A 26,095-nucleotide genomic window follows, 5' to 3' on the forward strand; every position below is an offset into this window, starting at 1 on the left:
GTCAGCCTCGGTTCAGTATCAGGTCGGAGATCAGGCGCGCGGCCGTCCGGGCGGTGCGCTGGTCGATGTCGAAGACGGGATTGAGTTCGGCGATGTCGGCGTGGATGAGTTTGCCGCTGCGCGCCGCGGTCAGCACGATTGCCCGCACGATCTCCACCCCGATTCCGAATCCGGCGGGCGCGCTCACGCCCGGTGCGACGGCGGCCGGCAGCGCGTCCAAGTCGATGGTCAGATACAGGTGGTCCACCGATGCGGCGAAGTCGGCCACGAAGTGTCGTACTCGATCGATGTTTCCCAGGTGGCACTCCTCATCGAGCAGGACCTCGACGCCCAGCGCTTCTGCACGGTCGAAGAGCACGTTGGTATTGGACGTCTCGCTGATACCGACGGCCGCATAGCGAAAGGCTCGTCCGGCGGCGGACTCGGCGCGGGCGATCTGCGAGAACCCGGTGCCGGAGGTGGCCCGGGGCTCCTCGCGCAGGTCGAAATGTGCGTCGATGTTCAGGATTCCGAGCGTCCACTGGCCCTCGGTTCCCAGGGCGCTGGCCACTCCGGAATAGCTGGCGAAGGTGATTTCATGACCGCCTCCTAGCCCCACGGTGAAGTGGCCATCGGCCAGCAGGTCGGACAGCGCCGTGGCGAACTCCTCTTGCGCCGCCTCCAGGTCCCGGCCATCGATCAGCACGTCACCGGCGTCATGGAGCACAGTCGGCTGCCGAAGCGCCATGGATGCCAGCGCGGCACGCAGGGCCTCCGGTCCTGACTGTGCGCCGGTGCGTCCCTTGTTGCGGCGCACCCCCTCGTCGCTGGCCAGCCCCAGCAGTGCACTGCCGGATGCGGCGCCGCGAGTCCACGGGATGACGGTGTCGTGCCACCGGGCATTCCCCGGTTCCGGGCCGTCGTCGCGCCCGGTCCACGGTTGGGCGTGTTTGCAGGTCATCGTATTCCTCCGCTCAATGCGTTCGCCGTGCGGCGGACAAGTCCAATCAGTTCCGTGCTGCGATGGACGCTGCGTTCAACGGGAGCCATCAGCGTGACCACACCACCCAGGGTCCCGGCGCCATCCAACACCGGAGCGCTCACGCCCCAAATGCCCACGTCAAGCTCACCGGAGCTGATCGAATACCCGTCTGCCAGCGCCTTGGTGCAGGCCTGCTCCAGCGTCGTCCGCTGGTGTGGTGGGACGGAGTAATGCTCGAACACCGCACTTCGGAAGTCCGCCGGCATCCGCGAGAGCAGTGCCGTGGCAGTGGCCCCATGCAGGAGTGGCTGGGAGGCGCCCACGGTGTAGGAGCAGCGCAGAGTGTGCCGCGATTCGACAGCTTCAACACACACGGCCTCGGTGCCGTGGGCGACCATGAAGGCGGCCAGTTCCCCCGAGTCCTGGGCCAACTGGAGCAGGTACGGGGTGACCGACCCGGTCGTCAGCGTCGTGTCGCGGTAGCGCTCGGACAGCTGGACGGCGATGGGCCCGGCACCGAAATGCCGGGAGGAGGTCTTCTGGGCAAAACCCGCGGCCACCAGCGGGTTCAGCAGCCGGTAGACAGTGCTGACGGGGATCTGGGTCGACTCGGCAAGCTCCTTCGCCGTGGCCTGGGGGACCTTGGCGAGGGAACTCAGGACCTGGAGTAGCCGGGTGGTCTGTGTTTCGGCTCCAGTGCTTCCGTCCATCGTTCCCTCCATTCGCAGTCGTCGTCCATGCCGGTACATTCAAACCGAATTTTCAGACGAAACAAGCCGCTTTTCTCATGAGCCGGGAATGCACCGGTGAATTTTCTCGTGCGGCGATGTGCTTGGTGTCGTCTGTTCGACAAGTGGCGGCGGAGCAGGAGGGCACGACCTCGATGTCCGGTTCGTGGCACGGGGGCCCGTGCCACTCCGAGGTGAGCTTTAGCTATCTTTCCGCCGGCGTGATGGACGAGGCAGACAACGTGGCGCGTTTCCCGAAGCTCTCCTCCATCGCGGTCTCGGCCGTCACCAACCGCTGACCCGTCGCACGAAAGGCAACACCATGACCACCACCGATCACGACGTCCGCCCTGTAGATCGTTGCCCCGTGGCACACGGTTTCGATGTCACGAGCGATGACTACTACCGCGATCCCGCCGGCCACTTGGCCCAATTCCGGGAGCAAACCCCGGTTTTCTGGTACGCCCCGTTGCACGCGTGGGTCGCCACCACGAAGGAGGACTGCCTGGAGGTCCTCTCGGATTGGCAGACCTACTCATCGGCAGCGAACTCGGCCGCCGAAGTGCCCGAACGCCATCATGCGGCATACCCGCCGGAGCTGGTGGCCAAGATGATCGTGGGGATGGACCCGCCCCACCACACCCGCTCCCGGACTGTCGCCCAGCGGGGATTCATGAAAGACCGCATGGAACGGCTCCAGCCGGAGATCGAGGCACGTGCCCATCGGATCATCGACGGGCTGGAGCACCACGGCCAGGCGAACCTGCTGGAGGAATATTCGCTCGAATTGACCACCCAGACGCTGATGGCGCTGCTCGACCTGGACTACGAGTATGACGGCCTGCTGCGTGGCCTGCGCGATGACCTCTTCCAGGTGCTCTCCTCGGCCCACGCACCCATGGAAGAGCCGACGAAATCGCGAGTGTGGGACCGGTTCGTCGAATCCAACCTGGTCCTCCGCGACATCATTGAACAGCGCCGCGAATCGGACGCCGATGACCTGATCTCGGTCATGGCCTCGGCCAAGGAAGAAGATGGCAGCTACAGCCTGCCGACCGAGCTGATCGCCCTGCACATCGCCGAGTTCTCCGCGGCAGGAACCGACACCACCGCCCAGGCCATGACGAACGCCGTGCTGTTCCTGACGCAGCATCCGCAGGCCCTCGACGACGCCCTGGCCGAGCCCGAACTGTGGCCCAACGTGTTCGAGGAGACCGTCCGCCGTCGTCCCTCCTCCACCTTCACATCGCGCAAGGCCACCCGCCCAGTGACGTTATCGGGGGTCGACATCCCGGAAGGGGACATGATCTTCGTGGCGCTGGCCTCGGCGAACACGGACCCACTTCATGTGGCCAATCCCTTCGATTTCGATATCCACCGCCCGAACCCCACCGACCACCTGGCATTCACGGCCGGTCGCCATACCTGCCTGGGCAATCCACTCGCCAGGGTCCAGGGGCCAACCGGGCTGAGGGTCCTCTTTGAACGCCTGCCGTCCCTGCGTCCGGACCACCTCGAGCAGGTCGACTTCCTGGAGATGCCGCTGCTGCCCATCCGGCGCTCCCTGCAGGTCAGTTGGGACGTCGACGACGTCCAGCGCTACAGCGCACGCACCGTTCGCACGCTGAACCTGGAGGTCAGCCAACGTATTGAGGCTTCCGATACGGTGGCCGCGATATCGCTGGGCCACCCGGATTCCGGACAGCTGCCCCGTTGGAAGGCCGGGGCGCACATCGACGTCCACGTGGCCACGGAGGACGGCCGGGAACTGGTACGCCAGTATTCGCTCTCATCCGACCCTGACGATGACCGTGTTTACCGGATTGGAGTGCTACTGGAGGAGGACAGCCGTGGCGGGTCGGCGGGCATCCACAAGCACCTGCACCCGGGTGCCGCGGTCACCGTTTCCTGGCCCCGGAACAACTTCCGCGTCGCCACCGCGCAGGAGTATCTCTTCATCGCCGGGGGAGTGGGAGTCACACCCCTGCTGGCGATGATCCGGCAGGCCGAAGGTGAAGGTGCGAACTGGCAGCTCCACTACGCGGGACGAACGCGATCCACCATGGCCTTCCTCGACGAACTCGAACCATACGGAGACAAGGTCCACCTCTATCCCCAGGATGAGATCGGACGCCTGGACATGGAGCAACTGCTCGCCGAGCCCGGGAGAACTGCCTCGTGTATGCGTGCGGCCCCGAATCCATGATGCTCGACGCCGAGAAGAACACCGACCACTGGCCCAAGGACTCGCTGCGGTTGGAGCGGTTCGCTCCCAAGCTGATCCAGCGCGATGAACCCGACCGGGCATTCGAGGTCGAATTCGCCGCCAGCGCCGCGACGGTCACCGTCGGAGCGGACGAGAGCATCCTGGAAGCCGCCGGACGGGCTGGTCTACCGACGATCTCGTCATGTGAGGAAGGCACCTGTGGCACCTGCGAAACGCCCGTGGTCTCCGGAGAAGTCGATCATCGGGACTCGATCCTCAGCCCATCGGAACAGGAGGCCGGCGAAACGATGATGATCTGCGTATCGCGGGCCAACGGGACCTGTCCGCGTCTAGTGCTGGGCGCCTAGGAATCCGGCCCATTGCTGGGCCAGGCCACGCAGGGCGAACTCTTCCCGCTCTGCGTGGCCCCTGATGTAGATGAAGTAGAAATTCCGCTCCAGCCCCACCAACAGCGTGGTCAGGTAGCTCTCCCATGCCGCGCGCTCGTCGTCTTTCAGCTCCGGCTTCAGGCGATCCGCGAGTTGAGAGCTGATCCGTCGGTGCAGTCCGAGCCACTCATCCAGGACCTCGTCATCCGTCGCCGTGGCACGGTTGATCGCGTCGAATTCTGCACTGTGGCTGTTCCACATGGCCTTGCCCGTCGACCGCAGCCACTCCAGCATGCTGTAAGTCGAAAATGTCGCCAGTTCACCCAGCTCGTCGTACATTGCCGTGGCGCTGGGCTCGATGGATTTCATCCGGTCCAGCACGATCTGCGTCTTGGACGTGAAGTGCAGGTACAGGTTGGGGCGGCTGGTCTCCGCTTGACGGGCGATCTGCGACATCGTCGTTGCCTCGTAGCCGTGCTCACGGAAAAGCGTAAAGGCGGCGTCCACGATCCGCTGCTGAGTGGCCGTCTTGGACGCTGCCCGTTGCGTAGGCGCGGTCATGCACACTCCTTGGGATCCGTCGTCTCCTCGACTCTATAACAGGGGCGCGGACGAGCATGGCAGAAGATGCGTACGTTTTCCGGGCGGCAGACACGCCGTCGACTGGCAAATCCGGACCGGACGGTACGCCAAGAACCTGGACAGCCAGCGGCAGCGCCGAGGACGGTGCCCATGCTCCACACGGCGTGGAAGGAATTAAAGATCGAACGGCCGTAGGCGCATTAGACGAGCAACGCCTTGGGAGTTCTGGGCGACGTCGGTGATCGCGTCTGTGGCTCCCGCGAGCTTCATGCTGGCTACGGCGACCCTCGAGGAACGAAAGAAGCGCATTCCAAGAGGCTCGAAGTCCAAGAGGTCGGTTTTGCCTTTCCCGCAGCCATCATTGGCTTCGGTAGGGGTGGATATCAGGTCGACGTTGCGGCTGCACACTCACGCAAGCATTACCAGGAAACCAGGGGATCGGCGGGCGAAGAGGGCGCACCCACAACCGTGTTACACGCGATTGGCGCCAAGCTGGCGATGCCGAGATGTAGGCGGGGGCCAGGATCGCCAACTTAGTCCAACCGCGCTAGCTTGTCATTCCGTTCTGTACCAGCGTCCGGACCTGATCATGAGCCAACAGGTTATTCCCAACTGATTCGATTCGGTGGACTCTGGCTACCGGAGGAATTTGGTATGCCAGTGCTTCCGGGACCCAAGGCAAGGCAACATCGTCCAGGTAGATACCCATTGCTGCCCCGAGTTTTTTGCCAGCTCCGTAGGTGACGATTCCCCTTGCTTCAAAGGGTTTTATCAAGTCTTTAATGCGACGGTCCATCGGTTCTTCCGTATCCGTTGCAATTATGCCAAACGAGATACTGCACCCGCGTTCAAGTTGTTGTTCCAGCATGATCAGCAACTGGCGAGCTCCGGCGCTATCCGCGAGTGTCTCCACAATAACTGTAATTTTCTCCGCTCGGCGAATTTTGTCGAATATGAGCGTTGCATACTCGAAACTCGAGAGGTCGCTGACCGCTTCCACGGTAGATGTTCGGACTGGCCCTGTTCTTACTGATTGCAGAGTGACGTCGATAGCGGACAACCCCCCCACTGCCAAGAGCGCCAAACCGTGGTCCTCACTGAGATCGTCGTCGACCAGTAGGGCGGCATCAACCTGACCCATGGATTTGTCAGCAAAGATCACGAGTTCAGCTTCTATATACTTATTCGCTTTGGATTTCAGATCCACAATTCCCAGATAATCGACGCTTTCGTTATGCCTGCCGTTTCGGCCGAACAATTCACGGAGATCTGAAATTACTACGTCTGATCCCAGAATCGCCCTGGTTTGGGCTGCCGGAATTCGGATTGTTCCCTTTTCTACAGTATCCCTGCGGTTGATTAGGCGCGATGCACGATAGGGAGCAATTTTCCATGTGAGCCGGTCGAAGGCAATGTTCAGCGGTTCGACACTTGGTGTGATGACGGCAAGGTCGCTCGACAGTGAGCGCCCGCTAGGCGACAGCCTGACACTGCCAGAAGCACCCGCAACAACGTGACCGGACACCGCGAGTTCCGCTACCGCTTCGGCGGTAATTCGATTCTCAAGACCGGTGAGATCGGCAATGGCCTGAGGAGCATCAATGCCTATATCTACAGAACGGAGGACCGTCTCATGGAGCAAGGGGATCGGCTTACGCCGTTGGACATTGACTGTTAGCCGAAGCATCGTCACGGGCACTGCGACTTGCAGTAGCGCCACGGGTGAAAGGCCCGGCCGGGCGTTCCTAACTCTATTGTGCAAGTCGTGGAATCTCTCAATCATTCGATATCCCTCACTTCTGCCGACTCTGAGTGCTGTTGAAGGTAGGTGGCTATCTGACGAAGGGGGCCGTCCACTGACTTTGCGAAGTCGAGGTCTCCGACGATGACCAACCCAAGTCTTGACCGCGAAACAGCAACGTTGATTCGCCTCCAATACTTCTTCCCGATAAACCCGAAGTTCTGTATCTTATTGCTTCTCGTCACGGAGAAGAACGTCAGATCTGCTTCCTTGCCCTGAACTGCGTCTATCGACTCGACCGAAACGTTGAAGTCGACCTGAATTTGCGCTAGTTCGCGCCGGATCGTCTCCAATTGGCTGCGATAGGGAGCGATTACAAGTATTTCCAGCTTGCTCGCGTCCTGGCTCACTAGCCCCTTGTCGATGGACCGCTGGAGGACCGCTAACAGGCCAGCGATTTCGCGTGCTTCTAGTCGGTTCGCGAAGCTCCGGTGGCTAGATTTGTCCTGTTGCTCGAACCGGTCGTTTCGAAAGCTTGTGGAGACCCAAACAAGCGGTTGCCATAATGTCGAGAGATCGATATCTGGATCGAGACCTGGCGACTTTAGTTTTGAATCATAAAAGCACTCGGAAACCATATCCCCAATGGCCGGTAGCATGCGGTACTGTTCGTCAAGTTCTATGACCAGCCCTGAAGGCAAGAGTTCGGACAACACGTCGTAGAGGGTCTCAGATAATTCCTCGGGGGTGACGCCGAAATCTTGAAGAAGGTCGTCATCGCGGCTAGCTTCTTCTTCCATTGGGGGTAGCTGGCTCGGATCCCCAACCAGAATGATTCTACGTGACTTTGAGACCGGAACCAACGCTTCAGTTGCGGTTGCCTTCGAAGCCTCGTCGACGATGCACAAATCAAAATCTAGGTCTTTGGCTGCCGTGTGGCCCAGGAACCCGAGACAGGTGCCGCCGACAACTGACGCGTCGGCAAGGAAAGTGGCAACCAAAGACGAATCTATCGGCATCCGCTGAAGCCAATCCGCCTGTAGCTCTACAAGCTGTAAAAGGCGGTTTCCGTCTTGCCCCACCGCGATCATGCTTGTAGACAGGTCCCGTAGTTCGTCCGGCGACTTCTGCTCGTGGAGTCTCGTTGCATCCGGCACAAATTCGTCTAATTCTTGCCAGAGGTGCTCCACTAGTAGATTCTGGGCCTCAATGTCGATTCTAAGATCTGAGGACTCTGCTGCGCTGGCTTCGGATTCGACTTCGTCCATTACGGAAGTGGCGTATTTTTCTTGCTGCCGCGCAATGAGATCACCAATGGCAGCGATACGTTGAAGGATAAAAGCGGCCCGGACGCTGCCCGCAGGTATACCAGCTTGATGCGAGAGATCATCCATATGTTGTTCCGAGCGCTGGCGGGCCCTTTCAACCCAATCGCCGATCTGCGTATCGAGAAGGAGGCTACGGGAGGCTTTGGAGATCCGCTCGTCGTTCGGTTTCCCTAGCCGTACGACTCGGTCAACACCGAGCCCCGCAATTCTCTCGAGGGCGTTATCGACAGCGACGTGCGTTTGGCTCACGATTAGTATGCGGCTTGTGGGATCTTTCTTCAGTTCCTGCGCGACGATCTCAGCAATCAACCTGGTTTTTCCAGTCCCAGGTGGGCCTTTCACCAGCATCGCCGGATTGTTGGCGAGTGCAGTTTCCACAGCTTGCTGCTTCGCTCGATCAAGCGGTTGAAACCAACCTTGGGAGGGCGGCGATGGGGCTAGCTGCTGTGGGGGTATTCCATCGAGCAGATCCGCAAGATGAGTGTTAACTGACGATCCCAGCCGTAGCGAACTTAGAGCATCCATCTGCCGTCGAAGCGAAACCATTGTGGGACCAAGATTCGGCTCGAGCACACCCGTGCGAAATCTGCGGATCGGATGTCCAGAACCACTGCGAAGCGTTACAGTACGGTCCACATGGCGGATCACCTCCACGTGTATACCGGTCGGTGATTCCTTGCTCGACTTCAGTATCCATTCAGAGCCCACGAGCTCGTCTTCTGTCGTGTCGGCCAGGCGCACGATGAGGTCCCTAGAGTCCGTTAGGCCGCTTCCGAAATGCAACCTTTGTCGTTTTCGACGTTCAAACTCGATCGCGACATCCAACGACCTTGTCCAGCGATTTAGGTGTGCAGTCAGGTCATTCTGGCTTGCCGGGGCGTCGCGGTTGTCATTGTGCGATCTCAAATCCGTAAGGAATCCTGCTAGCCCTGCCACGGCGCGTTCCCGATTGACTGCGGTCTTGTTGGAAAGTTCGGTGTCAGTTGAAATCGGTTTTCCGGCACGCCGCAACCATTCCAATGAATCTAGGTCCTCCATGCTGACCTGGGTAATTAAGAGGATCCCCTCTTGGTTCTTTGGGCTGCACCGGTACAAACCCTGATTTCCAGCGAGTTCGACCATGGGCAGGCCGTCTGGGCCAACAGTTAAACGGGCAACTGCACACTCATTGAGGTCTTGGGCTACAAAAACTGCAGCTGATCGTTCGTCGGGAAGAGCTTTCTCTAGGGTTTGATGAGCTGTTTTGGTCAGTACGAAGTGGACCAGCGGTCGTACCAAGTCGCGTTCCCGGGCCTGTGAATGCGCGCGAATGAGCTCCGATTCAAGCACGGAGCAATCCGCAGGTCTTGCGTCCGGATTCATTTCGAGGCATTGCTCGAGCACATTCCGAACCTCTGAGGGGCACTGTATGGAGTCCAGCGCCGCTATGAGTTCAGTGTGCTCAGTTATTTTTCGCCCCGACACCGCTACGACAAACAATGCAGCGAGCGAGTAGACGTCTCGAACATACGGACGTTTGTCTATGTGTTCTGGGGGTGCAAACGGAGGAGTCCTCCAATTTTGCATGGTGAGGCCAGCACTGGTTGCCATGGTCTGTTTGCTTATACTCATGTCCGCAAGGAGCGGTTCCCCAGTTGACGTCATCAAGACGTTCAGCGGCTTCAAATCTCGGTGTTCAAGCCGGAGTCTATGGAGATGGGCGACTGCGGAGGCGAGGGGGAGAAGGAGCGATTCAATACTTTCCCGGACATCAGCTATGTTGCCCTCGTCGATCCACTCCTGGAGATTGCTTTCTACCCATGGCATGACAAGGTAAGGCGTCTGAGTGTCATCTATCCCGGAACTAAGCAAGGAGACTATATTGTGATGCCGTGCGGTCTCGAGCACTTTTACTTCTCGATTAAAGATCGATTCAGTCATCTCGTTGCCACGCCCGACAATGAATTTGATTGCCACAGGATCCCCCGTGTGCAGTTCGATTGCCTTTCGGACCGAGGAATGTCCTCCGTGGCGGGACTTCACCCCGCCCAAGACAGCATATGCATTTCCGACAATTTCCGGTGACAAGGCCCCCCTAGTGCATGTGCTTTAGATCGTAGCCGATCTGTCATGCCCAGAGTTGAAGATTTTTTCGTCGGATCGCAAACCCCGACTACACTGGAGTCGCTGTATCATCGTGACCAAGTGGATTAATGCGATCCCTTGAGTGTAGGACAGCAGGTCATGAAAACGGGATCCTGGTTCGGTGATGTCGAGTCCTTCGAGCTGTGCCCGTTCTTTCGATTTAGGTTCAACTATTCTCGGGGGTGTGATCGGATAGTCATCCGCCGAGAGCAAAGAATTACGCCTGAATTGAACTAAGGGGTGGGTCATGGGGGCACCGGATGAAATATCGATTCGGAAGCAAGCGATTGAGTGGTTGAAGATCCGCAGCGATGACGGTGCCACGCCGATCAATCGCGAGGAAATTCTCGATTTCCACTATGGAGGCGAGCCATTCCGACTGCAGCCTACTCAGACCGGGATTTGGAAGCCTCGGGGCTTCGAATCTGCGCTGTCGATTGTGACGGTATATCGCGGTCCGGGTCAGAAACGGCCGTATGAGGATGCGATCGGCAATGACAATCTCATCCGCTACGCCTGGCGTGGCGACGACCCTGATCATCACGATAACCGTGCGTTGCGCAATGCCATGAATAATCAGGTTCCCGTGATTTGGTTCATCGGGGTAGGGATGGGGCCGGCGACGTTCCAGCCGATATGCCCGGTGTATCTGATTGCCGAGGAGCCCGAACTTCAGCGTTTCGTCATTGCGCCCGTTGATGATGAAGCTTTTCTACCGAGGGATCCGAGTAAAGGGACGGAAATCCAGGAAACAGTCAGGCGATATCTAATGCGCGAGACGCGCATCAGATTGCACCAACCTGTCTTTCGGTCGACTGTGCTTCGAGCGTACGAGACGCGCTGTGCTGTCTGTAATTTGGGGCATCGAGTACTACTCGACGCCGCGCACATCGTGCCAGATGCTGACGAATTGGGCATCGCCTCCGTGGTCAACGGCATGTCCCTATGCAAAATCCATCACGCTGCCTACGACTCCTGGATCCTCGGCATCAGTCCCGATCATCGAATCTATATCCGGGCGGACCTGCTAGAGGAAATTGACGGTCCGATGCTGCAACATGGACTTAAGGAATTGCACGGTTCCAAGCTCATGAAGTTGCCGACAGCGAGGACCGAACGGCCTCGGGCCGACCTGTTGGAAATCGCCTACAACAAGTTCCTGACAGCCGAACCCGCATAGGTGGCAATTCGCTGCACTCTGATGCTCGAAGCTCCCATGTTCGGTGCAAGCTTCCGCTAGGGAGGTGGGGTCTGATCGCGATGATCGTGAGGACGTGGGATTAGCCAGCGCGTTCTACGGCGCCAGTTGAAAGTGCGAATTCAGTAGCTAAAGCAACAGCACCCAAAACGCCAGCATGAGACCCGGCTGTTGATGCAATGATCCGCAAGTGCTTGGTAGCCAGTGGCAGCGACCGTTGATAGACAACCTCGCGAATTCCGGCCAGCAAGTGTTCGCCGACCTGGGCTAAAGAGCCCCCGACGACGATGACAGACGGGTTCAGCAGGCTGACGCACGTGGCCAGAACGCTGCCCAGGTCCCGCCCCGCCTGCCGGACTGCGGCAATCGCCTCGGCGTCGCCGTCGCGCACACGCTGCGCAACCATTGACGGAACGTTATGCCCGGGCTCGGCCGTGATTCCCAGTTTTTTGGCGATGGCTGGTCCGCTGGCGACAGCTTCCAAACACCCCAAATTCCCGCATGTGCACAGTGTGTCCGGACCGCCGGGAACCCGCACGTGCCCGAGATCGCCCGCAGTGCCTTGGGCGCCACGCATCAGTTGGCCGTGGGCTACAAGGCCGGCACCGATGCCGGTGGCGACTTTGACGAACAGGATGTCCTCGTCGTCGGGCAGATTCGCCTTGTGCTCGCCCAGAGCCATGATGTTCACGTCATTGTCGACCAGGACCGGGACGTCGTAGTCCTGGTGAAGTCGGGCCGGAAGGTCATAGCCATCCCAGCCGGGCATGATCGGCGGGCTCACGGGACGACCTGTCTGGAATTCGACGGGGCCAGGAAGGCCGACGCCGATGGCGGCCAGGTCGGAAGCGGTGCATCCCGCCTCCTCGAGCAACCTACCGATGGTTTGAGCCAGCCATCCGACGACTTTCTCTGGTCCGTCGGCAATGGGCAGGGGCTCCCAGAACTCTGCCTTCACTTCACCGGCCAGGTTGGCCAATACGGCCCGCGCGTGCGTCGCTCCGAGGTCTGCGCCGATGACGACGCGGGCGTTCGGGTTTAAGGCAAACAGCGACGGCGGACGTCCACCGGTGGACGTCGAATCGCCCACGGGGGAGACGTATCCGAGCTGCAGTAGGGTATCGACGCGCGAGCCCACGGTCGAGCGGGCCATGCCGGTCAACTGCGCCAACTCGGCGCGAGTGCGGGGCCGTCCGTCGCGGAGTAGTTGGAGGAACTCGCCGGCCTTGGCCAGGTCGGCGGTGCCGTTCTCGGCTGTCTCGATGGCCATCGTTCCTCGTTTCGTGGTCCCCAGTGGTCAGGTGCTTGCAGTGATCATGCCATCGGCCGCCCTCATTCCCGAGTTATTGCGGGAAGTTGTTGCCGATCGACCTTCTGAGTATATTCCTACAGCTTTTGCTTGACGTTCGTCAAAAGTGCTCGTACGCTCAATTTCAACGCCGATGTGACAGCGCTCACGCTAATCCGCAGCGGCTGATGAACCGCCCGACAGCGCACTCCAGAGGAGCTCATTTCATGACAACGTCCGGCCCCACGACTCGGCGCTCACCGCAGCCGAAACCCACCGATGCGCAGGGCGCTTCGGTCAGACCCGGCCTTTCCGTCCAGCTCTACACCGTTCGCGGCCACCTCGCCGAAGACCTCCCCGGAACGCTGGAGAAGATCGCCGGCATCGGCTTCACCAACGTCGAGCCCTACGCGTTCGTTGAGCGTGCCGCCGAGTACCAGGAGCACCTCACCCGGCTCGGCCTCGCCGCCCCGACCGCCCACGTGAAGCTCATCGACGGCGACCTCGAAGCCATCTTCGCCGCAGCAAAGCAGCTCGGCATCTCCACCATCATCGACCCGCACATCGACGAGTCCCGCTGGACCACCCGCGACTCCGTCGCCGGCATCGCCCGCGACCTGAAGGACATCGCCGCCCAGGCAGCCGACCATGGACTGGCCGTCGGCTACCACAACCACGCCTTCGAGCTGGAGAACCGCATCGACGGCACGGCAGCCCTGGAGATCTTCGCCGACGAGGTCGGTACCGCCGTCGTTCTCGAGGTCGACACCTACTGGGCCGAAGTCGGCGGCGAGGACGCCCCGGCCCTGCTGGCCCGCCTCGGCGACAAGGTCAAGGCCCTGCACGTCAAGGACGGACCGAAGAACAAGAACGACAAGGAGCAGGTCGCCGTCGGCGCCGGTTCCATGCCGGTGGCCAAGATCCTCGCCGCCGCCCCGAATGCGTTGCGCGTCGTCGAGCTCGATGACCACGACGGCGACGTCCTGCAGGCAGTGGCCGACTCCTACGCCTTCCTGGCGGGCACCAAGTGAGCGCCGCGACGACGGGCGTCGGCATCGTCGGCGCCGGAACCATCAGCGACCAGTACCTGGGCAACCTCACCCAGTTCCCCGACCTGAAGGTCGTCTTCATCGCCGACCTCGACGAGGAGCGCGCCGCATCCCAGGCCGAGAAGTGGGGCGTCCCGAATTCGGGTTCCTATGAGCAGCTGCTGGCCACTGACGACGTCGAGATCGTCGTGAACCTGACCATCCCCGCCGTCCACGTCGAGGTCGCCCTGCAGGCAGTCGCCGCCGGCAAGCACGTCTGGGGCGAAAAGCCCTACGCACTGGACCGTGAATCCGGCCGCCAGCTCATGGAAGCCGCGAAGGAAGCCGGGGTCCGCGTCGCCGTCGCCCCCGACACCTTCCTCGGTGCCGGCCTGCAGACCGCGCTGCGCGAGGTCCGCGACGGCGCCATCGGCCAGCCGCTCACCGCGCTGACCCTCTTCCAGGTTCCCGGCCCCGAGTCCTGGCACCCGAGCCCGGAGTTCCTCTTCGCCAAGGGCGCCGGCCCGCTGTTCGACGTCGGCCCCTACTACCTGACCACCCTGATCCAGGTCTTCGGGCCGATCCGCCGCGTCGCCGCCCTGTCCTCGCAGGCCCGCAGCTCGCGCACCATCGGTTCCGGTCCCAAGGCCGGTACCGACTTCGTTGTCGAGGTCCCCACCCACGTCAGCGCGCTTATCGACTTCGAATCCGGGGCCAGCGCGCAATCCGTGTTCAGTTTCGACTCCAAACTGCCGCGTGCCGGGTTCGTCGAAATCTCCGGAGCCGAGGGCACCGCGGTGTTCCCGGACCCGAACATGTTTGACGGTGAGACCACCATCCACACCGGCGAGGGCGAGCCGCGCGTCGTCGAGGCCACCGGGTCCTTCTTCACCCGGGGCACCGGCGTGGCCGAACTCGCGCAGGCCATCCGCGAGGACCGCCCCGAACGCGTCCCCGGCGAACTGGCCTTCCACGTCCTGGACGTCATGGCGTCCCTCGTCGAGGCCGCCGACACCGGCACGTTCGTCGACGTCGCCTCCACCGTGAAGATCTCCGCCCCGCTCGACGCGGACTGGGATCCCTCCCGGGCCAGCAACCCGGTCTCCTGAGCACCCGCGGCGGGCTCCGCCGTCGTACAGCTTCCATCACCGCACCACCTCCATCACCGCTCCATCTCACTCACAGCAGAGAAATGAGAACCGTCATGAAACGCACCATGAAATGGGCTGCCGTCCTCTCCATCGGCGCCATGTCCCTGGGCCTGTCGGCCTGCGGCAACAACGGATCCGCCGACACCGGGGACGCCAAGGCCGGCGGCACCATCACCTACTGGGCCTCGAACCAGGGCACGTCGGTCACCGACGACGAGCGCGTGCTGAAGAAGTCGATCGAGCGCTACACCGAGGAGACCGGCACCAAGGTCGAACTCGAGGTCATCCCGTGGAGCGACCTCTACAACCGCATCCTCACCGCCGTCTCCTCCGGCGACGGCCCCGACGTGCTGAACATCGGCAACACCTGGGCCGTGTCCCTGCAGGCCTCCGGCGCGTTCATGCCGTGGGAGGGCGACGCCCTGGAGAAGATCGGCGGGCAGGACCGCTTCGTGCAGACCAGCTGGGCGACCGGCGGCGCCGAGGGCCAGGCCCCGACTTCCGTCCCGCTCTACGGGCTGAGCTACTCCATGTACTACAACACCAAGATGTTCAAGGAAGCCGGGATCGACGCACCGCCGGCCACCTGGGACGAGTTCGTCGCCGACGCCAAGAAGCTGACCAAGGACACCAACAAGGACGGCAAGACCGACCAGTGGGGCGTCTCCCTCGCCGGATCCTCGGTGACCAACAACGCCCACGCCGCCTTCATCCGCGGCCTGCAGAACGGCTCGGCCCTCTACGACGACCAGGGCAACCCGCAGTTCGCCTCCGACGGCGTCGTCAAGGGCGTGAACCAGTGGGTCCAGCTCATGGGCGAGGACGGCGTGGTCAACCCGTCGATGGCCGAGGCCCAGAACGGCTCGGACATGGTGGAGGACTTCGCCGCCGGCAAGTCCGCCATGTTCTTCGACCAGGCTCCCGGCAAGACGCTGAATGCACGGGACATGAAGGACTGGAAGGCCGCACCGGTCCCGATGATGACCGCCGATGCCACCGGGCTGGAAGGCACGCAGTCCCACGTGGCCGGCATCAACGTCTCCGTCTTCGACAACTCCGACAACAAGGAGGCAGCCGTCGACTTCGTCAAGCACCTGACCAGCGATTCAGAGCAGAAGTACCTGAACAAGGAGTTCACCGCCCTGCCCGTGGTCACCGCCGCCTACGACGACCCGGCCTTCAAGTCCGAGGAGATCTCGCTGAAGAAGGACATCCTGGCCAACCACGCCCAGCCGATGCCGCTGTACCCCTCCGAGAGCCAGATGGAGACCCTGGTCGGCACCGCGGTGAAGAACCTCTTCGCCCAGATCGCCCAAGGTGAAAAGGTCACCGAGGCCGACGTGAAGAAGGCGCTCGAAAACGCGAATTCGCAGATGTGAGCACGCCCGCCCCACCCGCCTCGAAACGGCCGAAAGGACAGATGATGGCTCCCACCCTTGAAGCCGGGAACCGCCGCCGTGTAGAGCCGGATCCGGCCGCCCCCACCGAGGGGCGGCCGGTACCCCCGGCCCCGCAACGCAAGCGCAAGAAGGACCTGTTCCCGTACCTGCTGATCGCCCCGGCGACCATCATGGAGCTGCTGATCCACATCATCCCCATGATCCTCGGGGTCTGGATCGCGTTCATCGCGCTGACCCAGCTCAGCATCGGGAACTGGGTGAAGGCCAAGTTCATCGGGTTCGAAAACTTCGTGGCCGGGCTCAGTCTGTCGAGTCCGATCGGCACCCAGTTCTACGGGGCGCTGGGGCGGACCCTGCTGTTCACGGTCATCGTGGTGGCCCTGGCCTGGGCGCTGGGCATGTTCGCCGCGGTCCTGCTCTCCTCGAGCTTCCGGGGGCGTGGGCTGCTGCGGACGCTGTTCCTGGTGCCGTATGCCCTGCCCAGCTACGTGGGCACCATTGCCTGGGCGTTCATGTTCAACCAGCGCGACGGCGTCATCAACCGCTTCCTGGTCGACGACCTCGGGTTGCTGGACCACCGGCCGTTCTGGCTGTTGGGGTCCAATGCCTTCTGGGTGATGGTCATCGTGACGGTGTGGCAGTTCTGGCCCTTCGCCTTCCTGATGCTGCTGGCGGCACTGCAGAACATCCCCGGTGAAGTGTACGAGGCCGCCGCGCTAGATGGGGCCAGCCTGTGGAAGCAATTCACCAACATCACCCTGCCCATGATCAAGCAGGCCAACTCGGTGCTGTTGCTGATGCTCTCGCTGTGGATCTTCAACCAGTTCAACGTCCCGTACGTGTTGTTCGGGCCGGCCTCCCCACCGGAGGCGACGCTGATCTCGCCGCTGATCTACCAGCAGTCCTTCAGCAACTGGAACTTCGGTGTCGGTGGCGCCATGAGCGTCCTGCTCCTGGTCGTGCTGCTGATCGCCTCGGCGTTCTACATCCGACTCGTCATGCCCAAGGGAAAGGGACCCAATGCTTGAGACCCGTGGATTCCGCATCCTGCGCACGTTCGGGCTGCTGGGCCTGTCGATCATCGTCATCCTGCCGCTCTATGTCGTGCTCGTCACCAGCGTCAAGCCGCTCGAGGACGTGCGCGGGCTGTTCACCTGGTGGCCGAGCACCATCACCCTGCAGCCGTACCTGGACATCTGGAAGACCGTCCCGCTGGCCGACTACTTCGTCAACAGCCTCATCGTCACCGTCAGCGCCACCTTCTTCTCGGTGGTGCTGGCCGTCATGGCCGCCTACGCCCTCTCCCGCTTCCAGTTCAAGGGCGCACGGACGTTCTCCCTGGTGGTCCTCTCGACCCAGATGTTCCCGGGCATCCTGTTCCTGCTGCCGCTGTTCCTGATCTTCACGCAGATCGAACGCACGGTCGGACTGCAGCTCTCGGGAACCTACCTCGGGCTGATCCTGACGTACCTGACGTTCTCGTTGCCGTTCGCCATCTGGATGCTCACCGGCTTCCTGGCATCGATCCCGCGCGAACTCGAAGAGGCGGCGATGATCGACGGCACCGGTCGGATGGGCGCCCTGATCCGCGTGGTGCTGCCGGTCGCCAGGCCGGGGATCATCGCCGTGGCCGTCTACTCCTTCATCACCGCCTGGGGCGAGGTCCTCTTCGCCTCGGTGCTGACCAACTCCGACACCCGCACCCTGGCGATCGGCCTGCGTTCCTACGCCTCGCAGACCGATGTGTACTGGAACCAGCTGATGGCCGCCTCGGTGGTCGTCTCGCTGCCCGTGCTCATCGGGTTCATGTTCGTCCAGCGCCATCTCGTGGCCGGCCTGTCCGCGGGTTCCGTGAAATGACCCGCTCCGAACCCACCCGAAGGAGGACCTTGTGAGCCACCCATCCACTGCACCGCTGAAGGTCGGCATCATCGGCGGCGGCTTCATGGCCCGGATCCATGCCCAGGCCGCGCGCGCCGCCGGCGCCGATGTCGTCTCGGTGCTCTCCTCCCGTCCCGAGCGCTCCGCCCGGGCCGCCGCCGACCTGGGGATCCCGCACGCGGCGGCCACCCTGGACGAGTTGCTGGCACGCGTCGATGTCGTGCACGTCTGCTCGCCGAATGCCACGCATGCCGGGCACGCCCGCGCGGTGTTGGAGGCCGGCAAACACGTCGTCTGCGAAAAGCCGCTGGCCATCGCCCCCGAAGAGGCCTCGGCACTGGCCGAACTCGCGACCCGGGCCGGAGTCACCGCGACCGTCCCGTTCATCTACCGCTTCCATCCGATGGCCCGCCAAGCCCGCCACCAGGCCGCAGGCGGGGGTATTGGGCGGCTTCTGACCGTGCGGGGGAACTACCTGCAGGATTGGATGCTGCAGGAGGATGACACCGATTGGCGCGTCGATCCCGCTGCCGGGGGACCGTCCCGGGCCTTCGCCGACATCGGCTCCCATCTGGTGGACCTGCTCGAATTCATCGCGGGGGAGCGGATCGTGCGCATCAACGCCCGGCTCGGTATCGCCCACCCCACCCGCCGCGGACAACCCGTCGACACCGAGGACGCCGCCGTGTGCCTGGTGGAGATGGAAGGCGGCGCCATCGGCAGCCTGATGGTCTCGCAGGTCAACGCCGGACGGAAGAACGCGTTGAGCCTCGAACTCGGGGGGACCAGCGGATCGGTCGCCTTCGACCAGGAGCACCCCGACGAACTCTGGCTCGGCGGACGTGCGGGATCCACCACCCTGGCCCGCGACGCCCCATCGCTGGTCGACGACGCCGCCCGGCTCTCGGTAGTTCCCGCCGGGCACCCGATGGGCTATCTCGATGCCTTCAACGCCTTCGTCGCCGACACCTATGCGACGATCGGCGGGGGAGCACCTGCCGGGTTGCCGACCTTCGCGGACGGTCTGCGCGCCAGCATCCTCACCGCCGCAGTGCTGGATTCCTCCCGCAGCAACAGCTGGGTCGACGTCTCCGCGGCCTCCGACCACCGAGCCGTCCAGCACATCCAGTGAACCCCGAGCCCCCGACCGTCCCTCCGAGGAGGACCTCCATGACCCAGACCCCGCAGCCCGTCACCCTGTTCACCGGCCAATGGGCCGACATGCCGTTCGAGGAACTCGCCCGCCGTGCCGCCGACTGGGGCTACGACGGACTGGAGATCGCCGCGTCCGGCGACCACCTGGACCTGCAGCGTGCCGACGAGGACGACGCCTACCTGGCCTCCCGGCTGGAGATCCTTGACAATTACGGACTGAAGGTCTGGGCCATCTCCAACCACCTCGGCGGCCAAGCGGTGTGCGATGACCCCATCGACTTCCGCCACCAGGGCATCCTGCGCCCCTATGTCTGGGGCGACGGCGAACCGGAGGGCGTGCGGCAACGCGCCGCCGAGGACATGAAGCGCTCGGCACGCGTGGCCCGCAAGCTCGGTGCCGACACCGTCGTGGGCTTCACCGGGTCCAAAGTCTGGCAGTACGTGGCCATGTTCCCGCCCGTGCCCGGCGACGTGATCGACGCCGGCTACCAGGACTTCGCCGACCGCTGGAACCCCATCATGGATGTGTTCGACGGCGAAGGGGTCAAGTTCGCGCTCGAGGTGCACCCTTCCGAGATCGCCTATGACTACTGGACGACGGTCCGCACGCTGGAGGCCATCGACCACCGGGAATCGTTCGGGCTGAACTGGGACCCCAGCCACATGTTCTGGCAAGGGATCGACACCGTCGGCTTCATCACCGACTTCGCCGACCGGATCTACCACGTGGACTGCAAGGACACGCGGCTGCGCCCGCCCCTGGGCCGCAACGGCATCCTCGGCTCCCACCTGCCGTGGGGCGATCCGCGCCGGCGCTGGGACTTCGTGTCCACCGGCCACGGGGACATCCCGTGGGAGGACGCCTTCCGCGCGCTGGCCCACATCGGCTACGACGGTCCCATATCCGTGGAGTGGGAGGACGCAGGCATGGACAGGCTCCATGGTGCGGCCGAGGCCGTCGGGAAGATCCGCGAGCTGCTGTGGAAGCGGCCGGAGGCGTCGTTCGACGCGGCCTTCTCGAACCAATAGGCCGCTGGCGAACGTAGAGGGCATCCTTATCTATGAGCTGCCATGTTTGGCTGCACCATATGCTTTGCTGCCAGGTTCATCGTCGGGCAGCTCCTGATGAACTTTCCGGAGGAGCCCGAGTTCTCGAATCAATGAAACTCGAAGTACGTGAATCTGAGAAGGATAGTTTTCTGGGTCATGCCGGCTTCCATGCAGATAGTCATTACAATGCAGGGACATCTGGTCTAGGATATGGTGCACTTCGGAACTGTCTTCATCGCGGGCAGCCAATCGCGCTTCATCGACTGCATTGCGGACGTTAAAGACGGACGCCGATACAGCGTCAAAATCGCGGTGACCAGGACCGGCGCTCTCGACTCGGGATAGCGACTGAGGTTCGACGAGAGCTCGCTTCCGGGCTAAGTCTCCGATTAGGCGCCTTAGCCCACCGATTTCCTTCTTCTCCAACTCGCGTCGATAAGTGTGCCGTCCCAACAGCCATGTCGTGACGCCAGCGACGATCGCCACGAGGAGACCGCCCAAAACATCTGTAATGACATTGATCCACATGGGGCAAGATTAGTCCCGCGCGAGGGCATTTTGGAGTGAATCTGGCGCAGGGGGCCAAGACTTACATCGAATCAGAGATAGACAGCAATTCTCTGCAATCAATCAAATCCACCACGCTCGTAGTCAGTCCAGCACCCGACCGGCCGGCTTCTCTGGCGTAGGCAACACGCCCTCCATGATTTCCAGGACTCGCCGAGTCGCCCTATCGGGGGCATCGCCCCAAATGATGATCGCGGCTAGGAAAGACGGCTCACCGGCGAGATCCCGGTAGACCAGTCCCGGGGTTTCGATATGCCGGACCGAGGACACCGTCAACGACACGCCCACGCCTGCGGCGACCAGCCCCAGAATGGCGTAGGAATCGGGAGCCTCCTGGGCGATGCGCGGCGTGAATCCGGTCTCGTGCGCAAGCCTCAACCCCATGTCCCGGACATTCGATCCCTTCGTGGCGGGGAACGAAACCCACGGTTCGTGGGCCAGTTCGGCCAGCGGCACCTCATCGAGTGCGGCCAGCCGGTGGTCGGCAGGCAGCGCCACCAGCACGCGCTCGAAGGCGAACACCCGACCATGGACACTCGACTGGTGCAACGGCAGGCGCGAGAAGCCGATCTCGAGTTCACCCGCGGCCACAAGTCCCGGCGCGTGGCCGCCGTAGACCATGGAGCGAAGATCCAACTCGATCCCGGGTTCGGCGGCGCGTATTGCGCGCGCGATCGCCGGCAGGACCTCGCGGCTGCTGGCTCCCGCGTAGCCGATGCGGACCTTCCCGAACACCTCGGGATCGTTTGCCAGGACGGCCAATTCGGTGCGGCGCGCCCAGTCGATGGTCTGTCGGGCCGGTTTGAGGATCGCTTCGCCCTGTTGGGTCAGGTGCACCGAACGTGTATTGCGCGAGAACAGCGGTGCACCCAGATCCGCCTCCAAACGCTTGACCCACTGGCTCAATTGCGGCTGGGCGATGCCGAGCCGGTCTGCGGCCCGCCCGAAATGCAGTTCCTCGGCCACGACGGCGAAGGCCTTGAGGTGCTTGAGTTCCATCCGACCATTTTATAAGAATTCGTTCATAGGCAATGACCGATTGTTTATTGGACAGCTCATCGCGTGTGGGAGCAGTCTGGTCCATGTGCCCCGCGTCATGCCACGGGGTGACCGACCCCATACCGGCCCGGAACATGACGAATGGAACTGGAGGAGCACCATGAGCGCGGAAGCCACACCCCGTTGGACCCGCAGGCCCGAGGGGTCGACCTGGGGCGACTTCGGACCCGACGACCGGATCGGGAGGATGAACCTGCTCACCGCGGCCAAGCTCCGCCAAGGCATCGCCGAAGTCCGGGACTTCACCACCTTCGCGCTGGGCCTGCCGCTGACCCTGCCCGGCGGCACCGCGCTGAACCCGAACCGGCTGCCACCGATCATCCGGCCCAACCTGCGCTCCGGAGCGGTGAACGCCAACTGCCGGCTCGATCGGGTCTACCCCGGTTCCAGCGACATCATGAACGACGACCTGGCGATCCTGCACACCCAGTACTCCACGCAATGGGACGCCCTGTCCCACGTCGGTTCGCTCTTCGACGCGGACGACGACGGCGTCGCCGAATCCGTCTACTACAACGGCTACCGTGCCGGCACCGACGTCACCGGCCCGGCCGATGTCAGCGGAGCCGGACTCGCTGACCTCTCTGTCGGCACCACCTTCTCGGCGGGGCCCCTGGGCATCGACGCGCTGGCCGCCCGGCCCGTCCAGGGCCGCGCCGTCATGGTCGACCTGCACGCCCACCTCGGCGACGCCCACACCATCGTCGGCTTTGAAACACTCGCCGGCATCCTTCAGGCCGACGGCATCGTGGTCGAGGAAGGCGACATCCTCTGCCTCCACACCGGCTTCGCGGAGAAGCTCCTGGAGATGGGCGGGAACCCCGACCCGGAGGTCCTGCACCATTTCGGTGCCGTCCTGGACGGACGCGATCCGGAATTGCTGCAGTGGATCACCGACACCGGCATCGCAGCCATCGCCGCCGACAACTACGCGGTGGAACTCTACCCGGCCCGCGAGGCCGAGGCTCCGGCCTCGGTGCTGCCCTTGCACGAACACTGCCTGTTCCGGCTCGGCGTGCACCTGGGCGAACTCTGGCGCCTCACCCCGCTGGCCGCGCACCTGCGCCGCCAGGGACGCTCCCGCTTCCTGCTGACCGCGCCCCCGCTGAACCTGCCCGGCGCCGCCGGATCCCCGCTGAACCCCATCGCCACCGTCTAGACGCCCGCCGTCCGGGCACAACCGAAGGACACACCTGTGAGCACCACCCAACCACCCCGCGTCCTGATCACCGGGGGAGCGGCCGGCATCGGCGCCGCCATCGTCGAGCGATCCCGCTGCGACGGCTACACCCCCGTCATCATCGACCGGGCCGGCGACGGCATCCGCGCCGATCTCTCCGATCCCGACGACACCGCCCGGGCCCTGTCCGAGGCCCTCGCCGACGGTCCCATCACCCGCGTGGTGAACAACGTCGGCGCCGTCTTCCCCGGATCCGCTGAAGACCAGACCCTGAAGGACCTGGAGCTGGCGTGGTCACTGAACCTGCGCACCGCAGTCCAGGTCACCCAAGCCCTGCTGCCGGGCATGAAGGAGACCGGGTTCGGGCGCATCGTGAACATGTCATCCCGCGCCGCCTTGGGCAAGGAACTGCGCAGCGCCTACGCCGCCACCAAGGCAGGACTCCTCGGGCTGACCCGGGTCTGGGCCCTGGAACTGGGCCAGTACGGCATCACCGCGAACGCCGTCGGCCCGGGCCCCATCGCCACCGACCTCTTCAACGGCGCCAACCCCGCCGACAGCCCGCTCACCCGCGACATCATCGACTCAGTGCCCGTGCACCGCATGGGCACCCCCGACGATGTCGCCCACACCGTCGCCCACCTGCTGGACGAGCGCACCGGGTTCGTCACCGGACAAACCCACTACGTGTGCGGTGGCCTGACCGTGGGCAAGGCCCATGTCTGAGACCACCACCCCACCATCCGCCCAGCCGATCGCCGTGGTCGGTGGCGGCAGCATCGGTGTCGCGTTCGCCGTGGTCTTCGCCCGCGCCGGCCACCCGGTGTGCGTGTCCGATCCCAGCGCCGCGCGCCGGGCCGCCATCCCCGCCGAAATAGCCGCCCGGCTCGAGGCACTGGCCGGGCACGGCCTGCTCACCGAGACCCCTGACGCGATTGCCGCCCGGGTCACCACCACGTCGTCGGTCGCCGACGCCGTCAACGGTGCGGTCCTCATCCAGGAGTGCGCACCCGAACAGCTGGAGCTCAAGCGTGCCCTGTTCGCCGAGATCGACCAGCACGCACCCGCGGACTGCGTCATCGCCAGCTCCAGTTCGGCGATGCCGGCCAGCAGCTTCGCCGCCGGGCTTCCCGGAGCCCATCGCACGCTGGTGGCCCATCCCGGCAACCCGCCCCACCTGATCCCCGTCATCGAACTCGTCCCGGCACCCTTCACCAGCCCGGAGACCGTCGACCGCGCCGAAGCGCTCTACACCGCCGCCGGGCTCTGCCCGATCCGCGTCCACGGCGAACCCGAGGGCTTCGTCTTCAACCGGCTCCAGGGCGCCCTGCTGCGCGAGGCCTACGCCCTGGTCCGTGATGGCGTCGCCACCGTCGAGGACGTCGACACAGCGGTCCGCGCCGGCTTGGGGCGACGCTGGTCCTTCATGGGCCCCTTCGAGACCGTCGACCTGAACACGCGCGGTGGCATCGAATCCCACGCCGCCAAGATGGGCCCCGCCTACCAACGCATGGGCGCCGAACGCGGCCAGCACGATCCCTGGACCGAGGACCTCGTCGCCACCGTCACCGCCCAACGCCGTGCAGTGCTCCCGCTCACCGACTGGGAAGACCGAGTCGCCTGGCGCGACGAACAACTCATGAACCACCTGACCCGCCCGACCCACTCACCGCACCCGACCACGGAAGACCACTCATGACCACACCCACCCAAGAACAGCAGAAGACCAACGTCCTGCAGAAGATCACCGGCTTCTTCACCGAACTGATGCGCCGGTACCTGCCCGACCCGTTCGTCTTCGCCATCGGCCTGACCCTGCTCGCCTTCGTCCTGGCGTTCGCCGTCCAACACCAGAACCCGCTCGATGCGGTGGCCAACTGGGGCGACGGCTTCTGGAACCTGCTGGCCTTCACCACCCAGATGGCCGTCATCCTCGCCGCAGGGTTCGTCCTGGCCAATTCACCACTGGTGGACCGGCTGCTGGACCGGCTCGTCACCCACGTGCACTCGCCGCGGGTGGCCATCGTCGTGGCCACCCTCGTCGGAGGCGTCGGCTCCTACCTGAACTGGGGCTTCGGCCTGGTCATCGGCGGGGTCATCGCCCGCAAGCTGGCCACCGAGATCAAGGGCATCCACTACCCGCTGATCATCGCCAGCGCCTACTCCGGCTTCACCATGTACGGACTGGGCCTCTCGGCGACCATCCCGCTGACCATCGCCACCCCCGGCCACCCGCTGGAAAAGAGCATGGGGCTGATCGGCCTGGATGAGACGATCTTCTCGCTGCCCATGGTCATCACCGCCATCGTCGTCATGGCGACCCTGCCAGTGCTCAACGCGGCACTGCACCCCAAGGCCGGCCAGCCCGTGCGCGAACTGGACCCCGCGCTGTTCGCCACCACCTCCACCGGCCCGGCCACCGACGAGTTCTCCGAGAACACGTTCGCCAACAAGCTGAACAAGTCGCGGATCCTCTCCATGGTCATCGGCATCGCCGGCATCCTGTACGTGGTGCTGCACATGGTCGCCGGCGGCACCGTGGACCTGGACCTGATCAACTTCATCATCCTGTTCCTGGGCATCATCCTGCTCGGCACCCCGATCGCCTACGTGACCAAGCTGAACGAGGGCATCAAGACCGTCTCGGGCATCATCCTGCAGTTCCCGTTCTATGCGGGCATCATGGCGATCATGGCCGGCTCCGGACTGGTGCTGACCATCTCGCAGTGGTTCGTCAACGTCTCCACCGCCGAGACGCTGCCGTTCTGGGGCCTGGTCTCCTCGTTCGTGATCAACTTCTTCGCCCCCTCCGGCGGCGGCCACTGGGTCATCCAGGGCCCCTTCATGATCGAGGCCGCCCACACGCTGGGCGCCTCGCTGCCGCAGACCTCCATGTCGGTCATGCTGGGCAACGCCTGGAACGACCTGGTCCAGCCCTTCTGGATCCTGCCCGCCCTGGCCCTGTCCAAGCTCAAGCTCAAGGACATCATGGGCTACACCGTGGTGATGATGTTCTGGGTCGGCCTGGTCTACATCGTCTCCATCCTCGCCTGGGGCTTCCTGGGCTGATTGGAGCACA

The 26,095-nt window shown here is 63.4% G+C and carries 22 protein-coding genes; 14 read left to right on the plus strand and 8 right to left on the minus strand.

The window, feature by feature from the left end; translation table 11 throughout:
- Position 1 precedes the first annotated feature (1 nt).
- Together hutG and ACN0TP_RS01345 are read right to left on the minus strand one after the other, a co-directional pair.
- Positions 2–940 carry a formimidoylglutamase gene (hutG, locus tag ACN0TP_RS01340; protein ID WP_417215648.1) on the minus strand — a complete coding sequence of 313 codons (939 nt, stop codon included), beginning with the start codon at positions 938–940 and terminating at the stop codon, positions 2–4.
- Positions 937–1,671, minus strand: coding sequence for an IclR family transcriptional regulator (locus ACN0TP_RS01345; RefSeq protein WP_417215650.1), 735 nt, complete (start codon positions 1,669–1,671; stop codon positions 937–939). The genes hutG and ACN0TP_RS01345 overlap by 4 nt, the downstream gene beginning before the upstream one ends.
- Positions 1,672–2,011: 340 nt before the next feature.
- On the opposite strand from ACN0TP_RS01345, the gene ACN0TP_RS01350 reads away from it, so the two are divergent.
- Positions 2,012–3,895 (plus strand): cytochrome P450, encoded by a 1,884-nt coding sequence (locus ACN0TP_RS01350; protein ID WP_417215652.1) that lies wholly within the window; start codon positions 2,012–2,014, stop codon positions 3,893–3,895.
- A complete protein-coding gene (locus ACN0TP_RS01355; RefSeq protein WP_417215654.1) occupies positions 3,892–4,263 on the plus strand; it encodes a 2Fe-2S iron-sulfur cluster-binding protein in 372 nt (123 codons plus the stop codon). The genes ACN0TP_RS01350 and ACN0TP_RS01355 overlap by 4 nt, the downstream gene beginning before the upstream one ends.
- Here the strand turns inward: ACN0TP_RS01355 and ACN0TP_RS01360 are convergent.
- The 3 genes from ACN0TP_RS01360 to ACN0TP_RS01370 form a co-directional block, all read right to left on the minus strand.
- Positions 4,246–4,845 (minus strand): TetR/AcrR family transcriptional regulator, encoded by a 600-nt coding sequence (locus ACN0TP_RS01360; protein WP_417215655.1) that lies wholly within the window; start codon positions 4,843–4,845, stop codon positions 4,246–4,248. The two genes, ACN0TP_RS01355 and ACN0TP_RS01360, sit on opposite strands and share 18 nt — an antisense overlap.
- A 568-nt stretch (positions 4,846–5,413) precedes the next feature.
- Positions 5,414–6,649 (minus strand): hypothetical protein, encoded by a 1,236-nt coding sequence (locus ACN0TP_RS01365; protein WP_417215657.1) that lies wholly within the window; start codon positions 6,647–6,649, stop codon positions 5,414–5,416.
- Entirely contained in the window at positions 6,646–9,957 is a 3,312-nt protein-coding gene (locus ACN0TP_RS01370; RefSeq protein WP_417216479.1) for an AAA domain-containing protein, read from the minus strand. Before ACN0TP_RS01370 ends, ACN0TP_RS01365 begins: the two co-directional genes overlap by 4 nt.
- Positions 9,958–10,306: 349 nt before the next feature.
- Here ACN0TP_RS01370 and ACN0TP_RS01375 point away from each other — a divergent pair, with 349 nt between their 5' ends.
- Positions 10,307–11,239: an HNH endonuclease gene (locus ACN0TP_RS01375; protein ID WP_417215659.1), complete on the plus strand. Its 933-nt coding sequence runs from the start codon at positions 10,307–10,309 to the stop codon at positions 11,237–11,239.
- 100 nt (positions 11,240–11,339) lie between these two features.
- On the opposite strand, the gene ACN0TP_RS01380 is transcribed toward ACN0TP_RS01375, so the two are convergent.
- Positions 11,340–12,527, minus strand: coding sequence for an ROK family transcriptional regulator (locus ACN0TP_RS01380; protein ID WP_417215661.1), 1,188 nt, complete (start codon positions 12,525–12,527; stop codon positions 11,340–11,342).
- Between the two features lie 245 nt (positions 12,528–12,772).
- Between ACN0TP_RS01380 and ACN0TP_RS01385 the strand changes: the two genes are divergently transcribed.
- The 7 genes from ACN0TP_RS01385 (at position 12,773) to ACN0TP_RS01415 (ending at position 20,189) form a co-directional block, all read left to right on the plus strand.
- Positions 12,773–13,576, plus strand: coding sequence for a sugar phosphate isomerase/epimerase family protein (locus ACN0TP_RS01385; protein ID WP_417215663.1), 804 nt, complete (start codon positions 12,773–12,775; stop codon positions 13,574–13,576).
- Complete coding sequence (locus ACN0TP_RS01390; RefSeq protein ID WP_417215664.1) at positions 13,573–14,682, plus strand: Gfo/Idh/MocA family protein; 1,110 nt, start codon at positions 13,573–13,575, stop codon at positions 14,680–14,682. The genes ACN0TP_RS01385 and ACN0TP_RS01390 overlap by 4 nt, the downstream gene beginning before the upstream one ends.
- A 95-nt stretch (positions 14,683–14,777) precedes the next feature.
- Entirely contained in the window at positions 14,778–16,103 is a 1,326-nt protein-coding gene (locus ACN0TP_RS01395) for an ABC transporter substrate-binding protein (protein ID WP_417215666.1), read from the plus strand.
- Between the two features lie 41 nt (positions 16,104–16,144).
- Entirely contained in the window at positions 16,145–17,152 is a 1,008-nt protein-coding gene (locus tag ACN0TP_RS01400; protein ID WP_417215667.1) for a carbohydrate ABC transporter permease, read from the plus strand.
- Positions 17,145–17,984 (plus strand): carbohydrate ABC transporter permease, encoded by an 840-nt coding sequence (locus ACN0TP_RS01405; protein ID WP_372698238.1) that lies wholly within the window; start codon positions 17,145–17,147, stop codon positions 17,982–17,984. The genes ACN0TP_RS01400 and ACN0TP_RS01405 overlap by 8 nt, the downstream gene beginning before the upstream one ends.
- Before the next feature lie 31 nt (positions 17,985–18,015).
- Positions 18,016–19,137: a Gfo/Idh/MocA family protein gene (locus ACN0TP_RS01410; protein ID WP_417215668.1), complete on the plus strand. Its 1,122-nt coding sequence runs from the start codon at positions 18,016–18,018 to the stop codon at positions 19,135–19,137.
- Between the two features lie 38 nt (positions 19,138–19,175).
- Entirely contained in the window at positions 19,176–20,189 is a 1,014-nt protein-coding gene (locus ACN0TP_RS01415) for a sugar phosphate isomerase/epimerase family protein (RefSeq protein ID WP_417215670.1), read from the plus strand.
- 30 nt (positions 20,190–20,219) lie between these two features.
- Here the strand turns inward: ACN0TP_RS01415 and ACN0TP_RS01420 are convergent, their stop codons facing one another.
- Positions 20,220–20,738, minus strand: a complete 519-nt coding sequence (locus tag ACN0TP_RS01420; protein ID WP_417215672.1) for a hypothetical protein — start codon at positions 20,736–20,738, stop codon at positions 20,220–20,222.
- 123 nt (positions 20,739–20,861) lie between these two features.
- Complete coding sequence (locus ACN0TP_RS01425) at positions 20,862–21,776, minus strand: LysR family transcriptional regulator (RefSeq protein ID WP_417215674.1); 915 nt, start codon at positions 21,774–21,776, stop codon at positions 20,862–20,864.
- Between the two features lie 160 nt (positions 21,777–21,936).
- Between ACN0TP_RS01425 and ACN0TP_RS01430 the strand changes: the two genes are divergently transcribed.
- From ACN0TP_RS01430 to ACN0TP_RS01445, 4 genes are read left to right on the plus strand one after another with little or no spacing between them, the layout of a single operon-like run.
- Positions 21,937–22,995, plus strand: coding sequence for a cyclase family protein (locus ACN0TP_RS01430; RefSeq protein WP_417215676.1), 1,059 nt, complete (start codon positions 21,937–21,939; stop codon positions 22,993–22,995).
- A 36-nt stretch (positions 22,996–23,031) separates the two neighbouring features.
- Positions 23,032–23,742 (plus strand): SDR family oxidoreductase, encoded by a 711-nt coding sequence (locus ACN0TP_RS01435; RefSeq protein ID WP_417215678.1) that lies wholly within the window; start codon positions 23,032–23,034, stop codon positions 23,740–23,742.
- Positions 23,735–24,715: a 3-hydroxyacyl-CoA dehydrogenase gene (locus tag ACN0TP_RS01440; RefSeq protein ID WP_417215680.1), complete on the plus strand. Its 981-nt coding sequence runs from the start codon at positions 23,735–23,737 to the stop codon at positions 24,713–24,715. Before ACN0TP_RS01435 ends, ACN0TP_RS01440 begins: the two co-directional genes overlap by 8 nt.
- Positions 24,712–26,085: a short-chain fatty acid transporter gene (locus ACN0TP_RS01445; protein ID WP_417215682.1), complete on the plus strand. Its 1,374-nt coding sequence runs from the start codon at positions 24,712–24,714 to the stop codon at positions 26,083–26,085. Before ACN0TP_RS01440 ends, ACN0TP_RS01445 begins: the two co-directional genes overlap by 4 nt.
- Positions 26,086–26,095 lie beyond the last annotated feature (10 nt).

It is taken from the genome of Arthrobacter sp., from assembly GCF_048266065.1.
In the GTDB taxonomy this organism is placed as follows: domain Bacteria; phylum Actinomycetota; class Actinomycetes; order Actinomycetales; family Micrococcaceae; genus Arthrobacter_H.

What these genes read in the sequence shown, in the direction of transcription:
- hutG (WP_417215648.1), bottom strand. Translation starts at nt 940, where the DNA reads ATGACCTGCAAACACGCCCAACCGTGGACCGGGCGCGACGACGGCCCG.
- ACN0TP_RS01345 (WP_417215650.1), bottom strand. Translation starts at nt 1,671, where the DNA reads ATGGACGGAAGCACTGGAGCCGAAACACAGACCACCCGGCTACTCCAG.
- ACN0TP_RS01350 (WP_417215652.1), top strand. Translation starts at nt 2,012, where the DNA reads ATGACCACCACCGATCACGACGTCCGCCCTGTAGATCGTTGCCCCGTG.
- ACN0TP_RS01355 (WP_417215654.1), top strand. Translation starts at nt 3,892, where the DNA reads ATGATGCTCGACGCCGAGAAGAACACCGACCACTGGCCCAAGGACTCG.
- ACN0TP_RS01360 (WP_417215655.1), bottom strand. Translation starts at nt 4,845, where the DNA reads ATGACCGCGCCTACGCAACGGGCAGCGTCCAAGACGGCCACTCAGCAG.
- ACN0TP_RS01365 (WP_417215657.1), bottom strand. Translation starts at nt 6,649, where the DNA reads ATGATTGAGAGATTCCACGACTTGCACAATAGAGTTAGGAACGCCCGG.
- ACN0TP_RS01375 (WP_417215659.1), top strand. Translation starts at nt 10,307, where the DNA reads ATGGGGGCACCGGATGAAATATCGATTCGGAAGCAAGCGATTGAGTGG.
- ACN0TP_RS01380 (WP_417215661.1), bottom strand. Translation starts at nt 12,527, where the DNA reads ATGGCCATCGAGACAGCCGAGAACGGCACCGCCGACCTGGCCAAGGCC.
- ACN0TP_RS01385 (WP_417215663.1), top strand. Translation starts at nt 12,773, where the DNA reads ATGACAACGTCCGGCCCCACGACTCGGCGCTCACCGCAGCCGAAACCC.
- ACN0TP_RS01395 (WP_417215666.1), top strand. Translation starts at nt 14,778, where the DNA reads ATGAAACGCACCATGAAATGGGCTGCCGTCCTCTCCATCGGCGCCATG.
- ACN0TP_RS01400 (WP_417215667.1), top strand. Translation starts at nt 16,145, where the DNA reads ATGATGGCTCCCACCCTTGAAGCCGGGAACCGCCGCCGTGTAGAGCCG.
- ACN0TP_RS01405 (WP_372698238.1), top strand. Translation starts at nt 17,145, where the DNA reads ATGCTTGAGACCCGTGGATTCCGCATCCTGCGCACGTTCGGGCTGCTG.
- ACN0TP_RS01415 (WP_417215670.1), top strand. Translation starts at nt 19,176, where the DNA reads ATGACCCAGACCCCGCAGCCCGTCACCCTGTTCACCGGCCAATGGGCC.
- ACN0TP_RS01420 (WP_417215672.1), bottom strand. Translation starts at nt 20,738, where the DNA reads ATGTGGATCAATGTCATTACAGATGTTTTGGGCGGTCTCCTCGTGGCG.
- ACN0TP_RS01425 (WP_417215674.1), bottom strand. Translation starts at nt 21,776, where the DNA reads ATGGAACTCAAGCACCTCAAGGCCTTCGCCGTCGTGGCCGAGGAACTG.
- ACN0TP_RS01430 (WP_417215676.1), top strand. Translation starts at nt 21,937, where the DNA reads ATGAGCGCGGAAGCCACACCCCGTTGGACCCGCAGGCCCGAGGGGTCG.
- ACN0TP_RS01440 (WP_417215680.1), top strand. Translation starts at nt 23,735, where the DNA reads ATGTCTGAGACCACCACCCCACCATCCGCCCAGCCGATCGCCGTGGTC.
- ACN0TP_RS01445 (WP_417215682.1), top strand. Translation starts at nt 24,712, where the DNA reads ATGACCACACCCACCCAAGAACAGCAGAAGACCAACGTCCTGCAGAAG.